Genomic DNA, 14,136 nt, shown 5'->3' with positions numbered 1-14,136 from the left:
TAAAATTGTTTTAACAAAAAATAGATGAGGAGGCCAATAAAATGGCAAGAAAGAAAATTGTAGCAGGAAACTGGAAAATGAACAAAACTCCAAGTGAGGCAGTAGCACTTGTAGAAGAATTAAAACCATTAGTAGCAAATGAAGAAGTTGATGTTGTATTCTGTGTACCAGCAATCGACATCGTTCCTGTTGTGGAAGCAACAAAAGGAACAAACATCCAGGTTGGTGCTGAGAACATGTATTTCGAAGAGAGCGGAGCTTACACAGGAGAGATTTCTCCAGCAATGCTTGTAGATGCAGGAGTAAAATATGTTGTTCTTGGACATTCTGAGAGAAGAGATTACTTCGGAGAGACAAACGAAGATGTAAATAAAAAAGTTCTTAAAGCATTTGAGCATGGTCTTACACCAATCATGTGCTGTGGAGAAACTCTTGAGCAGAGAGAACAGGGTGTTACAATGGACTTTATCCGCCAGCAGGTTAAAGTTGGATTCCAGAATGTAACAGCAGATCAGGCTAAAGAAGCAGTTATCGCTTACGAGCCAATCTGGGCTATCGGAACAGGAAAAACAGCTACAACAGAGCAGGCTGAAGAAGTTTGTGCAGGAATTCGTGCTTGCATCGCTGAAGTTTATGATGAAGCTACAGCTGAGGCAATTCGTATTCAGTACGGCGGATCTGTAAATGCTGGTAATGCAGCAGAGTTATTTGCTCAGGCAGATATCGATGGAGGTCTTGTTGGAGGAGCTTCCCTCAAAGCTGATTTTGGAAAAATTGTTAACTACAAATAATTAAAAAGCATTGGCGTGGGGAGTCGAACAGGCTCTCCACAATTGCTGTTACCTTAAAGATAGAAAGGAAACACATATAATGAGTAAAAAACCAACCGTATTGATGATTCTTGATGGATATGGATTGAATGATAAAGAAAAAGGCAATGCTGTTGCTGAAGGTAAAACTCCGGTTATGGATAAGCTTATGGCAGAATATCCATTTGTAAAAGGATATGCAAGTGGAATGGCTGTAGGACTTCCAGATGGACAGATGGGTAACTCAGAAGTAGGACATCTGAACATGGGAGCAGGAAGAATTGTATATCAGGATCTTACAAAGATCACAAAAGCAATCCAGGATGGAGAGTTCTTTGAGAATAAAGCACTTATTGCAGCTTGCGAAAATGTAAAAAGCAATGATTCTGCACTGCATTTAATGGGATTGATGTCTGATGGTGGAGTACACAGCCATATTGAACATGTATTTGGACTTCTTGAACTCGCTAAAAAACAAGGCATTGAAAAAGTATATGTACATTGCTTCCTTGATGGCCGTGACACACCTCCGGCATCAGGAAAAGAATATGTAGAGCAGTTAGAAGCTAAGATGAAAGAACTTGGTGTTGGAGCAGTTGCAAGCGTATCAGGACGTTATTATGCAATGGATCGTGATAATCGTTGGGATCGTGTGGAAAAAGCTTACAATGCAATCGTTAAAGGGGAAGGCGAGACAGCTGAGTCTGCTACAGCAGGAATTCAGGCATCTTATGACAATGATGTGACAGATGAATTTGTACTTCCAACAGTCATTGTAAAAGATGGTGCACCACTCGCAACAATCAAAGAAAATGACTCTGTTATCTTCTTTAACTTCCGTCCTGACAGAGCAAGAGAGATCACAAGAACTCTTTGCGATGATGAATTTACAGGATTCGAAAGAGGAGAAAGAGTAAAAACAACATTTGTTTGCTTTACAGAGTATGATGTTACAATCGCAAACAAACAGGTTGCATTTGTAAAAGATGAAATTACAAATACATTTGGAGAATTCCTTGCAAAAAATGGTCTGAAACAGGCTCGTATTGCAGAAACAGAAAAATATGCACATGTAACATTCTTCTTTAATGGTGGAGTAGAAGAGCCAAATGAAGGAGAAGACAGAATTCTTGTAAAATCTCCAAAGGTAGCAACATATGACTTGAAACCTGAGATGAGTGCATATGAAGTGTGCGATAAATTAGTAGATGCAATCAAATCTGATAAGTATGATGTAATCATCATCAACTTTGCTAATCCGGATATGGTTGGACATACTGGTGTAGAAGATGCAGCAATCAAAGCGATTGAAGCTGTTGATGAGTGCGTTGGCAAAGCAGTAGATGCCATTAAAGAAGTCGATGGACAGATGTTTATTTGTGCAGACCACGGAAATGCAGAGCAGCTGATCGATGATGAAACGGGAGAGCCATTTACAGCTCACACAACAAATCCGGTTCCATTTATTCTTGTAAATGCAGATCCTGCATACAAATTAAGAGAAGGTGGATGTCTGGCAGATATCGCTCCTACATTAATCGAATTGATGGGAATGGAACAGCCAGCTGAGATGACAGGTAAATCTTTACTTGTAAAATAATAAATAGACAAAAAATAAAAGGAGCAGAATTCTTATAATGGAATTCTACTCCTTATTTGTTGAGTATTAAAATATTTTCAGCCATGGCATCTTACTTTCTGTACATATATCCAGAAAAATTACCATTCATACATGCAAACCCCTTGACAATTGTCTCACAATTTTCTGAAAAATATTTTTTGATTGAAGAAACTACTTTATTTAATAATTCTTCCTGATAGTTAAAAAATTCTTTTGACATTTCTGGTGTTAATGCAAAATCAAACATAATATATCTCCTTTTCTTATCTTACATAATTGTTTTGGAAAATTTCTTTTCCCTTGCTACGTGTATTATAATAGCATTACTCAAATAAATTGTTTAGATATGTTTTTGTGTAAAAAATAGGTCATTATTGACATTGAAAATCCGAATAGACAGAATAGGGACGGGGTTTTCCGGCTTTTTCCATCGGAAAAGAGCCGGAAAACTCCGTCCCTATATGATGATTTTCAGCAGGAGCAGAAATAGTACAAGTAAAATACTAGGACGAACAATTTTAGCTCCACTTTTCATTACCATTCCTGCGCCAAGATAACCTCCAAGCATATTACAAAGGGCAGCAGCAATTCCAAGAGGGATAAGTACCTGCCCGTTTAAAAAGAATATGACTAAAGAAGTGATATTGGTTGTAAGATTAATAACTTTTGCCTGTGCATTGGCTGTTTTAATACTAAGTTTAGCAAATACAGTAAAGGCGATAATTAAAAATGTACCGGTTCCCGGACCATAAAATCCATCATACATTCCAATCACAAAAGCAGCAATGGAAGCAGTGAGATAAGTACGTTTATCAAGTGTAATAACATCGTTTTCATTATCATGGAACAGCTTTTTGTTTAGTACAAAAAACGCAGCAATCGGCAGAATGACAATCAGTACATGCATCATTATTTTTTCGGGAATAATCAGAGAAATATGAGCTCCGATGGCAGAGCCGATAATTGCCATAATAACGGATGGAACTGCTAATTTAAAATTTACCAGGCCATTCTTGATAAAGCGGGCGGTTGCAAGGGTAGTCCCGCAGGTTGATGAAAGTTTGTTAGTTGCAATCGCAGTATGGGTAGGAAGTCCGGCAATCAGATAGGCTGGAAGCGAGATCAGACCGCCTCCGCCGCCGATTGCGTCAACCAACCCAGCGAGAAATAAAAACGGACAGACAATCAGAAACATAGAAATCGTCGGTTCGATTGTAATAATGGTATTCATGAAAATTCTCCTTGTAGTAAAATAGATTTAGTGTCATAATCTGAATAGATGAACATGTCAAAGTATAGCATAAAGAGGGATAAAGTGTAAATATGGACACAAAAGATATCAGAAGCTTTCGACTTGTCTATGAGGAGCGGAGTATCAATCAGGCTGCAAAACAGCTTTTTATTACACCACAGGGATTGAGTCGGATTATTCACAAACTGGAAGAAGAGTTGCAGATTGCATTATTTGAACGGACAAAGGGCGGGATGGTACCTACGGAATGTGGGGATTATTTTTATGCACAGAGTCAGGAGTTACTATATCAATTAGAAGACATGAAGTATCATTTGCAGAAAATGAATAGCAGACAGCGAAAAATAAAAATCGGATTTGCGTGTGGTGTATTGAATCTTGTATCACTAAAAAAGTTAAATGCGATTCAAAGTGAGATGCCAGATGTGTCTGTGCAGTGGGAAGAACTGGAAAATCAGGAGGTAGCAGAACAAGTAAACAGGGGATTGTTAGATATCGGATTTATTATCGGAACAATTCCGGGAAATGAGATCGAAAGTTGTGTCGTATACGAAGGCAAAATGAATGTTCTGGTATATCCGGGGCATCCGTTTTATGAGAAAGAAAGGCTAAGTATAGAAGAGTTGAAAGAACAGCCGTTGATTTCATTAAATCAAAAGTATTTCAGTTATCATAGTTTTATGCAGCGGTGTGGTGATTTTGGATTTGTGCCGAATATCATTATCAATACAATGGAAAGTCAGCTTATTTATCGTTTCTGTAATGAGAAATTGGGACTTGGGATTGATGCAGATATTCATAAGACAGACCGGTTATATCCTGATATTCGAAGAATTGAATTGCAGGACGCCATACCATGGAAGGTATCTATGATATATCGGAAGAATGAACAGGTGAGATTCTTAGTGGAACGATTAGCACAGATTATGTAAAAAGGGCAAAATAGTGGTATCAACATTTTATTGACAGGTACTCCATTTCTATTGATAGGAATGGAGTACCTGTTTTTGATATTATAAGGTTAACAAAGAAATATGTTTGGAAAAACACAAGGAGGAAAAATATGAAACGAAAATTTCCACATTTATCCAGTCCGATTACAATTGGAAGAGTAACTTTCCGTAATCGTATGTTTTCAGCACCGATGGGTGGAACAGATATTACAAATGATGGATGTATTGGACCGAAATCTACGGCATTTTACGAGTTGAGAGGAAAAGGAGGAGCGGCAGCGGTTACAGTAAGTGAATGTATGGTACATCCGAAAACAGATGGTTCACATGCATATCATCTGGATACTACCATTTTAAACTCGTTGGCAGCAGCAACCTATACGGCGGATGCAATTCACAGACATGGAGCAGTACCGAGTCTGGAATTATCACATTCCGGTATGTATGCAGGAACATATATGACCGATAAAACAAAACAGCATGAGATGCATCAGTGGGGCGCATGTGATACAGTCCGTGCGGACGGAGTCAAAGTAAAAGCATTGTCAGAAGAGATGATTCGGGAAATTGTCGAAGCTTATGGTCAGACAGCGGCACTTGCCAAACGTGCCGGATTTGGAATGATTATGATTCATGGCGGTCATGGATGGCTGTTGAATCAGTTTTTATCGCCATATTTTAATAAACGTACAGACAAATATGGTGGAAGTCTGGAAAATCGATGTCGTCTTGCAATGGAAGTGCTCCAATCTGTTCGTGAAGCAGTAGGACCGGGATTCCCAATTGAATTTCGTATGAGCGGGTCAGAGCTGTTTGAAGGTGGTTATGCTCTGGAAGAAGGTGTGCGCATCGCGCAGCAATTAGAGCCATATATTGACTTGCTTCATGTATCCGCAGGAACATATCAGAGAGGATTCGGAGATACACATCCATCCATGTTTAAAGAGCATGGCTGTAATGTATATCTTGCAGCAGAAATCAAAAAACATGTATCTATTCCGGTTGCTACAATTGGGGCATTGAATGATCCGGAACAGATGGAAGAAATTATCGCTTCCGGTAAAGCGGATGTGGTATACATGGCACGTGCACTTTTGGCAGATCCATTTCTCCCAAGAAAAATAATGGAAAACCGAGATGATGAGATTGTAAAATGTCTGCGTTGCTTCACTTGTATGGCAGAACGTGCTGCAACATCGACAAGAAGATGTACGGTGAATCCATTGATTGGAAGAGAAATAGAAGGTAACGAAGTGAGGCCAGCAGTGGTTAAGAAAAAGGTGCTCGTTGCAGGTGGCGGTCCGGGAGGATTGTATGCGGCGTATACTGCTGCGAGAAGAGGACATCAGGTAATTCTCTGTGAAAAAGAAGCGGAATTAGGTGGAATATTAAAAAGTGAGCAGGCACTTCCGTTTAAGCATGAAATGTACGAACTGATAGGAACATATGAGAAGTTTGCACGTAATGCAGGCGTAGAGATTCATTTAAATACAGAAGTGACACCAGAACTTGCCGAGAAGGAAAATGCAGATGCACTGATTGTAGCAGTCGGTTCCACGCCGCTTGTACCTCCGATTCCGGGACTGGATGGTGAGAATGTTGTTATTGTAAATGATTATTACAAACAGAAAGAAAAGGTAACAGACAAAGTCGTTGTATTTGGTGGCGGTCTTGCAGGATGCGAGTGTGCGATTCATCTTGGTATGGAAGGAAAAGAAGTACATCTGGTAGAGATGCGAAATGAACTGGCACCGGATGCAAATGTACGTCATCGTCCTCTGTTATTAAAAGAAATCGATAAATATGTGACGGTACATACCGGATGCAGAGGTATGGAAGTGACAAAAGAAGGAATCATCTGTGAAACAGAAAAAAAAGAGCAGATTCTTGTACCGGGTACAAGTGTAATCTGTGCATTGGGGCAGCACTCCAGAACAGATATAGTAGATACATTGCGTGATTGTGCACCATATGTGGCAGTAATTGGAGATGCCGGAAAAGTATCTACGATTACAAATGCGGTTTATGAAGGGTATCATGCAGCATTGGATATATAAAATCCACAAATTTTATATTTTTTGAAAAAATTTGAAAAATTTGCAAAAAAACTATTGCAAAAGTAAAAATCATATGATAATATAAATCTCGGTTCGGAGTTAATACGAACCGCGAGCGGATGTGGCGGAATGGCAGACGCACAAGACTCAAAATCTTGCGTAGGTGACTACGTGCGGGTTCAAGTCCCGCCATCCGCATGAATCAAGACCTGAGAGCAGTAATTGTTCTCAGGCTTTTTATTGTTATGTATACGAAAAAAAGGTCCAATGGACCTTTTTTATTTTGCATATCATTCAAGTCGAACGTTCGTGAGACTTGGCGCGTGATTCTGGTCAGCGAAGCTGACATATTCCTATCAGAATCACTGCGCATCCTCGCGGAGCGTTTATCTCAGTCGGAGATTGGACTCCCACTGAGATAAATTTGTTATTACTCACCACCTGAAGAGGTGGGAGTCTTCTCGACTGAGATAAACTATCTTTTTAAGAAATATCTAAATCAATCGGCTCATCCAGATGTTCAGAAACATATTTCCCATTTTTCTTTCGTTGTCGGACGCATTCGGTCAGAAGATATTCAATCTGACCATTTACAGAACGAAAATCATCTTCTGCCCAGGCTGCAATTGCGTCATACAATTTGTTGGAGAGACGCAGAGGAACTTGTTTCTTTTTATTATCCTTTTCAGCCATAATTAATACAGGCTTCCAGAATTAATAATTGGTTGGGTGTCATGGTTACCACACAGAACAACCAGTAGATTAGATACCATAGCAGCCTTACGTTCTTCATCCAGTTCTACAACATCTTTTTCATTTAATTGATTAAGAGCCATTTCAACCATTCCGACAGCACCGTCAACAATCATTTTTCTTGCATCAATGATTGCAGAGGCTTGCTGACGTTGAAGCATAACAGCGGCAATTTCAGGAGCGTAAGCAAGATAAGTGATCCGTGCTTCAATAATCTCAAGACCTGCATCGGACACTTTATTCTGAATTTCTTCGCGGATTCTCGCGGCAACAATCTCACTGGAGCCACGCAGACTTCCTTCATCTGCCTGACCATCCCCCGTTGTATCTACATCAGGTGCAGTATCATATGGATAGATGCGGACAATATTACGAAGAGCACCATCACATTGCAGGGAAAGGTATTCTTTGTAATTATCTACATTGAAAACAGCTTTCGCTGTGTCCACTACGCGCCATGTGACAGCAATCCCGATTTCAATTGGATTTCCCAGACAGTCATTAATTTTCTGACGGGAATTATTGAGTGTCATAACCTTGAGAGAAATCTTTTTGCTTGAAGATTCTTCTGCTGTTCCGGTTGTAGAAATTCCTAAAATGTTAGAGAGATTTGCATTTTTCTTTGCGTTATTATCAACATCACCACTCTGGCTTAATTTTGTTTTGGAAGCAGGATTTACACTTGTACAGAAAGGATTCACAAAATAGAATCCAGCCTCTTTGAGTGTACCCACATAATTACCGAAAAGAGTAAGTACGAGAGCTTCCTGTGGTTTAAGAACTTTCAGACCGAGGAATGGAACCCATCCAATACTAAGCCAGATAATACTGATAATCAATACAGTAATAGCAGGTGCAGTAACTGAAAATCCCATGGATATAGCAGAAAAAATACATCCGGCAATTGCAATCATATAAAGGAAAGAAAAAAGCAGAAGCATTCCCATTCCATTCTTTTTAGTTGACAATATTTTCTCATTCATGTTGATTCCTCCTTTGAAATAGAATGAAATTTATTTGATATCATTATGATATCACCTATTGCGAAAAAGTCAATATACTAAAAATAATTGATATATAATTAATGGTAATGGATAGGAGTCATTGAAGTTGTCGATACTTTTGAGGCGTAGATCCTTTCAGCTCTTTAAATTTTCGAATAAAATAACTTACATTTTCAAATCCGCAGTCCAAACTAATCTCCAGTACGCTCTTAGTAGTATCTCGCAACATTTCACAAGCTTGTTCGATACGGTATTGAATCAGGTATTTCATTGGCGGCATACCGGTGATATCTTTGAAAAAACGGCATAGGTATTGGCTGTTACATTCTGCGATTTCAGCAAGGTTATCTAAAGAAATATGTTCAGGATAATGCAACTCCATATAGGAAACAAGTTTTTTGTAGCGTGCAATTTTCTGGCGGTCAGAGGATGAAAGTGTATCATTTTTCTGAAGAAAAAAATGATGCAAATACATCGTGCTCATCAATTCCAATAACTGCAATTTACAGGAGATATACCAATTCTCAGTTTGCAAGAGAGAATCATGCAAAATTTTTTGAATCCGTGGATAAAGCACAGGATAAAGAGCATCATTTGGGTGTAATACGTGAGGAAAAATATTATCGTGGTTTATAAATGGCTGCAGGATATCTGTTTGCAATGCATCAGAATATTGAAAAGCCAAAAGCTCAGGATTGAAAATGAATACGTCGTGTATGGTGCCTTTTTTTAACCCGGTGATTTGATGTAAATCCCCACTATTTAAAAAAGCAATATCACCTTCGTTTAATATATATTGCTCCAGATTGATTTCAAATTCATAACTTCCTTTGAGGATTAAGATGATTTCTATTGTGTGATGCCAGTGGCGCTCCACAAAGAAATGATTTGGATAAAATGAGTTGTTTCCTGATTCAAAGTGGAGTCCGATCATAGGATGCTTTTTGGTTCCGTGAGTTGCATGTTCCTTTAAGGAAGTATCGAGATAAGTTTTATTATACATAAATCAAAGTCCTTTCAAATGTATCAATTAAATTTATAACATCTATAAAAAGTCAATATTGTGTTATAATTATAGCGGATATTGCAAGAAATATCAAATTCATAACGATATACTGTGATTATGAAACAGGTATTTATCAGATAAGTGACGAAAAAAACAGGGAGGAATCAAAATGAAGCGTTATGAATATGGAAATCCATTTGACACAGAAGCAATCGTAGAGAAGGTTGATGCAACAAAAGGAAATCCAAAGTACGGAACTATTTCACAGAAAGAAGGATTTGTATTTACTTATATTATGGATGAAGATGATATCGTTTATGGTCTTGGTGAGGCAAATCGAGGAATTAATAAGAGAGGATATTGTTATATCAGTGACTGTTCAGATGACCCGGAACATACAGAAGATAAACGTTCTTTATATGCGGCACATAATTTTATTATTGTGAGCGGCAAGCAGACATTTGGAATGTTCTTTGATTATCCGTCAACATTGACATTTGATATTGGATATACACGAATGGATACAATGAAAGTATCCTGTGAAAATGCGGATTTGAATTTGTATGTATTTGAAGGAGAAAATGCATACGATATTGTAAAACAGTTCCGCAAAGCAATCGGACGTAGTTATATCCCACCTAAATTTGCGTTTGGATTCGGACAGAGCAGATGGGGATATGAGACAAAAGAAGATTTTTGTGAAGTGGCAGCAAAATATCGTGAGAATCATATTCCATTGGATATGATATATATGGATATTGATTACATGCAGGATTTTAAAGATTTTACATTAAATGAGGAAAACTTTAAAGATTTCCCGGGATTTGTACAGGAAATGAAAGATAAAAATATTCGCTTGATACCGATTATTGATGCAGGTGTTAAAGTCGAAGATGGATATTCGATTTATGAAGAAGGTGTGGAAAAACAATACTTCTGCAAACGCGAAGACGGAAGTGATTTTGTGGCAGCAGTTTGGCCGGGAGATACACATTTCCCAGATGTATTGAATGCAGATGCAAGAAAATGGTTTGGAGACCAGTATCGTTTTTTGACAGAGCAGGGAATTGAAGGTTTTTGGAATGATATGAATGAGCCGTCTATTTTCTACTCAAAAGAAGGGCTTGCCGAAGCAAAGGAGGTTGCAAGACGATTTGCAGATGATGAAGAAGGCAAGGTGAACTTGTGGGAAGTAGGTGGAAAATTATTTGGACTTGCAAATAATCATGAGGATTACCGTAGATTTTATCATCTTGTAAATGGAAAGAAAGTGCGTCATGACAAAGTGCACAATCTGTTTGGGTATAATATGACTAGAGCAGCAGGAGAAGCATTTGAACGGATTGATCCTGAGAAACGTTTTCTTATGTTCTCGCGTTCTTCGTATGTGGGCATGCATCGCTATGGTGGAATATGGACAGGAGATAACAAATCCTGGTGGTCACACATTTTGTTAAATTTGAAAATGATGCCGTCCTTGAATATGTGTGGTTTCTTGTATACAGGAGCAGACCTCGGTGGATTTGGAGCAGATACAACAAGAGATTTGCTGTTACGTCACCTTGCATTAGGTGTCTTTACACCATTGATGCGCGATCATGCGGCAAAGGGCACAAGAGAGCAGGAATGTTATCAATTTGAGCAGATTGAAGATTTTCAGCATGTAATAGGTGTCAGATATCGTCTGATTCCATATTTGTACAGTGAATATATGAAAGCTGCATTGAATGACGATATGTATTTTAAGCCATTGGCGTTTGAATATCCAAAGGATAAGAGGGCTGTTCGTGTAGAAGATCAGTTAATGCTTGGAAATGAGATTATGATTGCACCGGTTTACGAACAGAATGCACGAGGCCGTTATGTTTATCTTCCAGAGACAATGAAGTTTGTCAAATTCTTACCAGACGGAACAATTTTGGAAGAAATTTTGGAAAAAGGCAATCATTATGTTGAGGTTGCATTAAATGAAGTGCCATTATTTATCCGAAGTGGAAAATGCATTCCATTGGCAGAAACAGCTGAATCTGTGGCAGAGCTGGATACAGAAAATTTGAAAATGATTGGATTCGAAGGTGCACAATATACACTATATGAAGATGATGGAATTCATAAAGATTACGGTAATGTAGAAAATTATCGGAAACTAACGATGTAAAAATCATACTGAAAAAATTTATAAAAAAATAAAAAAATGATTGACATACTCAATCACTATGTTTATAATAAAAACAATTTAACAGAGTAAACCGTTGAAGCGGAGATAACAGCACATCGTGCATTCACAGAGAGTCCGGGAAGGTGAGAGCCGGGTAAAACGCAGAGTGTTAAATGGACCGCAGAGGGCATACGGGAAAGAATCTTTCGATTCGAGTATGGTATGACGTGAAGACACACGTTAGTTGTCGGAGATATGTTAGTATCTTGCTAAGTGCACTGAAAGAATTAAAACGAAGTAGATAATAAAATTTGTTATATTCGACAGACAAGATTTTTTCAGTGAATCAAGGTGGCACCGCGAATTAGAATTTTAATCCGCCCTTGACAGTATATACAGATAGAATGTGTATGCTGTCAAGGGCGGATTTCCTTGTAGGAAGGAGTTTATATGAATACTTATCCAGATTTACAGACAATCAAACAATACGCACAAACCGGAAAATACAGAACAATTCCGGTCAGCATTGAGATGTACTCAGACATGTATACGCCAATAGGGGTTCTTAGGGTGTTGAAAAAAGTAAGTGACCATTGTTATATGTTTGAAAGCGCAGAGGATGCGAAGCAATGGGGCAGATATAGTTTTCTTGGGTTTGAACCAACGATGGAAATCAGTTGCAGAAATGGACAGATTCGAATAAAAAATAAAACGGTGACAGAAGCACAGGCAAATCATCCGGGGAAATACATTCGTGAAGTGATAGAAAAGCATAAAGCTCCACAAATCGAAGGATTACCTACATTTACAGGCGGCCTGATCGGATATTTTTCATATGACTATATCAAATATGTAGAGCCAACTTTGAATCTGGATGCACAGGATGACGCACATTTTCGTGATATGGATTTGATGTTATTTGACCAGGTCATTGCATTTGACCATTTGCAGCAGAAGATCATTTTAATCGTAAATATGCCACTGACAGAAGAGGACGGAAACGTAAAGTCAAAAGAAGCGTTAGATATGGCATATGAAGAGGCAAAACAACGACTTGTCAAAATAAAAGAACTGATTGAAGCCCATGATTATGCACCACATGTTCCACTTAAGCTAAAGAGTGAATTTACGCCTCGCTTTTCGAAAGAAAAATATTGCGAAATGGTGGAAAAAGCAAAGCGTTATATTTATGAGGGGGATATCTTTCAGGTAGTGCTTGCCAATCGTTTGAAGGCAAAAATAGAAGGAAGTATTTTGGATGTGTACCGGGTACTTCGAACGACAAATCCGTCACCATATATGTTTTATTTCTCAAGCAATGACATCGAGATTGCAGGAGCATCTCCGGAGACACTTGCTAAATTAGAGGGCGGCACGTTACATACATTCCCATTGGCAGGGACGAGAAAAAGAGGTAACACTTACGAAGAAGACCAGGAATTGGAGAAAGAACTTCTTGCAGATGAGAAAGAACTTGCAGAACACAACATGCTTGTAGATTTAGGGAGAAATGACATTGGAAAAATCAGTCAGATTGGAACGGTCGAAGTGGAGAAATATATGCAGATTGAACGGTTCTCGCATGTAATGCATATCGGTTCAACCGTGAAAGGACAGATTCGAGAAGACAAAGATTTCGGAGACACAATCGATGCCATCCTTCCGGCAGGAACGTTGTCCGGGGCTCCAAAGATTCGGGCATGCGAGATTATCAATGAATTAGAGGATTGCAAGCGAGGTATTTACGGAGGCGCAGTCGGATATATTGATTTTACAGGAAATGTAGATACGTGTATTGCAATCCGCATGGCATATGCAAAAGAAAATGTAGTTTATGTGTGTTCCGGTGCAGGAATTGTTGCTGACAGCATTCCGGAAAATGAATATCAGGAATGTATCAACAAAGCAAAAGCAGTGACAAAGGCAATCGAACAGGCAGGAAAGGGGATGGAAGCATGATTTTACTAATTGATAATTACGACAGCTTTTCATATAATTTGTATCAGCTGATTGGTTCAGAAAATCCAGATATCAAGGTGATTCGAAATGACGAGAAAACAATCGAAGAAATCCGGGAAATGTCCCCAGACTATATTGTGTTATCTCCGGGACCGGGAAAGCCAAAAGATGCAGGATGCTGTATCGATGTTGTGAAAACATTTGCCGGAGAAATCCCAATTCTGGGGGTATGTCTTGGACATCAGGCAATTTGTGAAGCGTTCGGGGCAACCGTATCTTATGCAAAAGAATTGATGCATGGAAAAACTTCGCTTACAAAAATAGATACGAAAAGCAAAATATTTCAGGATATACCGCAACAGATTCCGGTTGCAAGATATCATTCTCTGGCGGCAAAAAAAGAAACATTGCCGGATGAACTTCTGATCACAGCACAGACCAGAGACGGTGAAGTGATGGCAGTGGAACATAAAAGATATCCTGTTTATGGGTTACAGTTTCATCCGGAATCTATACTGACACCGGATGGAAAACAGATGATACATAATTTTTTGAAGAAATAGA

The 14,136-nt window shown here is 38.7% G+C and carries 12 protein-coding genes and 1 tRNA gene; 8 read left to right on the top strand and 5 right to left on the bottom strand.

The window, feature by feature from the left end; all coding sequences use genetic code 11:
- Positions 1-41: 41 nt before the first annotated feature.
- Together tpiA and gpmI are read left to right on the top strand one after the other, a co-directional pair.
- On the top strand, positions 42-791 hold the full coding sequence (tpiA, locus tag H8S40_RS09310; protein ID WP_117989620.1) for a triose-phosphate isomerase: 750 nt from the start codon (positions 42-44) through the stop codon (positions 789-791).
- Positions 792-870: 79 nt separating this feature from the next.
- Positions 871-2,409, top strand: a complete 1,539-nt coding sequence (gpmI, locus tag H8S40_RS09305; RefSeq protein ID WP_186865119.1) for a 2,3-bisphosphoglycerate-independent phosphoglycerate mutase — start codon at positions 871-873, stop codon at positions 2,407-2,409.
- A gap of 91 nt (positions 2,410-2,500) precedes the next feature.
- On the opposite strand, the gene H8S40_RS09300 is transcribed toward gpmI, so the two are convergent.
- Positions 2,501-2,677 (bottom strand): hypothetical protein, encoded by a 177-nt coding sequence (locus H8S40_RS09300; RefSeq protein WP_186865118.1) that lies wholly within the window; start codon positions 2,675-2,677, stop codon positions 2,501-2,503.
- A gap of 210 nt (positions 2,678-2,887) precedes the next feature.
- Entirely contained in the window at positions 2,888-3,661 is a 774-nt protein-coding gene (locus H8S40_RS09295; RefSeq protein ID WP_186865117.1) for a sulfite exporter TauE/SafE family protein, read from the bottom strand.
- A gap of 92 nt (positions 3,662-3,753) precedes the next feature.
- Here H8S40_RS09295 and H8S40_RS09290 point away from each other — a divergent pair, with 92 nt between their 5' ends.
- The 3 genes from H8S40_RS09290 (at position 3,754) to H8S40_RS09280 (ending at position 6,890) form a co-directional block, all read left to right on the top strand.
- Positions 3,754-4,614: a LysR family transcriptional regulator gene (locus H8S40_RS09290; protein WP_118737109.1), complete on the top strand. Its 861-nt coding sequence runs from the start codon at positions 3,754-3,756 to the stop codon at positions 4,612-4,614.
- A 131-nt stretch (positions 4,615-4,745) separates the two neighbouring features.
- Positions 4,746-6,692 (top strand): oxidoreductase, encoded by a 1,947-nt coding sequence (locus tag H8S40_RS09285; RefSeq protein WP_186865116.1) that lies wholly within the window; start codon positions 4,746-4,748, stop codon positions 6,690-6,692.
- 115 nt (positions 6,693-6,807) lie between these two features.
- A tRNA-Leu gene (locus H8S40_RS09280) sits at positions 6,808-6,890 on the top strand.
- A 285-nt stretch (positions 6,891-7,175) separates the two neighbouring features.
- Here the strand turns inward: H8S40_RS09280 and H8S40_RS09275 are convergent.
- The 3 genes from H8S40_RS09275 to H8S40_RS09265 form a co-directional block, all read right to left on the bottom strand.
- On the bottom strand, positions 7,176-7,385 hold the full coding sequence (locus tag H8S40_RS09275; protein WP_117989646.1) for a type II toxin-antitoxin system antitoxin: 210 nt from the start codon (positions 7,383-7,385) through the stop codon (positions 7,176-7,178).
- A gap of 2 nt (positions 7,386-7,387) precedes the next feature.
- Positions 7,388-8,428, bottom strand: coding sequence for an SPFH domain-containing protein (locus H8S40_RS09270; protein ID WP_118723848.1), 1,041 nt, complete (start codon positions 8,426-8,428; stop codon positions 7,388-7,390).
- A gap of 118 nt (positions 8,429-8,546) precedes the next feature.
- Positions 8,547-9,452, bottom strand: coding sequence for a helix-turn-helix transcriptional regulator (locus tag H8S40_RS09265; RefSeq protein WP_186865115.1), 906 nt, complete (start codon positions 9,450-9,452; stop codon positions 8,547-8,549).
- 172 nt (positions 9,453-9,624) lie between these two features.
- On the opposite strand from H8S40_RS09265, the gene H8S40_RS09260 reads away from it, so the two are divergent.
- The 3 genes from H8S40_RS09260 (at position 9,625) to H8S40_RS09250 (ending at position 14,135) form a co-directional block, all read left to right on the top strand.
- Positions 9,625-11,613, top strand: coding sequence for a glycoside hydrolase family 31 protein (locus H8S40_RS09260; protein ID WP_186865114.1), 1,989 nt, complete (start codon positions 9,625-9,627; stop codon positions 11,611-11,613).
- A gap of 450 nt (positions 11,614-12,063) precedes the next feature.
- A complete protein-coding gene (gene trpE / locus H8S40_RS09255; protein WP_186865113.1) occupies positions 12,064-13,572 on the top strand; it encodes an anthranilate synthase component I in 1,509 nt (502 codons plus the stop codon).
- The gene (locus H8S40_RS09250) at positions 13,569-14,135 is read left to right on the top strand and encodes an anthranilate synthase component II (protein ID WP_186865112.1); all 567 of its coding nucleotides are present in this window, start codon (positions 13,569-13,571) and stop codon (positions 14,133-14,135) included. The genes trpE and H8S40_RS09250 overlap by 4 nt, the downstream gene beginning before the upstream one ends.
- Position 14,136 lies beyond the last annotated feature (1 nt).

It is taken from the genome of Ruminococcus hominis (genome assembly GCF_014287355.1).
Classification (GTDB): domain Bacteria; phylum Bacillota; class Clostridia; order Lachnospirales; family Lachnospiraceae; genus Schaedlerella; species Schaedlerella hominis.
This window is presented reverse-complemented; position numbering and strand designations above follow the sequence as displayed.

Excerpts from the sequence above, each read along its gene's own strand:
- H8S40_RS09285 (WP_186865116.1), top strand. The coding sequence starts at position 4,746 with ATGAAACGAAAATTTCCACATTTATCCAGTCCGATTACAATTGGAAGA.
- H8S40_RS09275 (WP_117989646.1), bottom strand. The coding sequence starts at position 7,385 with ATGGCTGAAAAGGATAATAAAAAGAAACAAGTTCCTCTGCGTCTCTCC.
- H8S40_RS09260 (WP_186865114.1), top strand. The coding sequence starts at position 9,625 with ATGAAGCGTTATGAATATGGAAATCCATTTGACACAGAAGCAATCGTA.
- tpiA (WP_117989620.1), top strand. The coding sequence starts at position 42 with ATGGCAAGAAAGAAAATTGTAGCAGGAAACTGGAAAATGAACAAAACT.
- H8S40_RS09295 (WP_186865117.1), bottom strand. The coding sequence starts at position 3,661 with ATGAATACCATTATTACAATCGAACCGACGATTTCTATGTTTCTGATT.
- gpmI (WP_186865119.1), top strand. The coding sequence starts at position 871 with ATGAGTAAAAAACCAACCGTATTGATGATTCTTGATGGATATGGATTG.
- H8S40_RS09250 (WP_186865112.1), top strand. The coding sequence starts at position 13,569 with ATGATTTTACTAATTGATAATTACGACAGCTTTTCATATAATTTGTAT.
- trpE (WP_186865113.1), top strand. The coding sequence starts at position 12,064 with ATGAATACTTATCCAGATTTACAGACAATCAAACAATACGCACAAACC.
- H8S40_RS09300 (WP_186865118.1), bottom strand. The coding sequence starts at position 2,677 with ATGTTTGATTTTGCATTAACACCAGAAATGTCAAAAGAATTTTTTAAC.
- H8S40_RS09265 (WP_186865115.1), bottom strand. The coding sequence starts at position 9,452 with ATGTATAATAAAACTTATCTCGATACTTCCTTAAAGGAACATGCAACT.
- H8S40_RS09290 (WP_118737109.1), top strand. The coding sequence starts at position 3,754 with ATGGACACAAAAGATATCAGAAGCTTTCGACTTGTCTATGAGGAGCGG.
- H8S40_RS09270 (WP_118723848.1), bottom strand. The coding sequence starts at position 8,428 with ATGAATGAGAAAATATTGTCAACTAAAAAGAATGGAATGGGAATGCTT.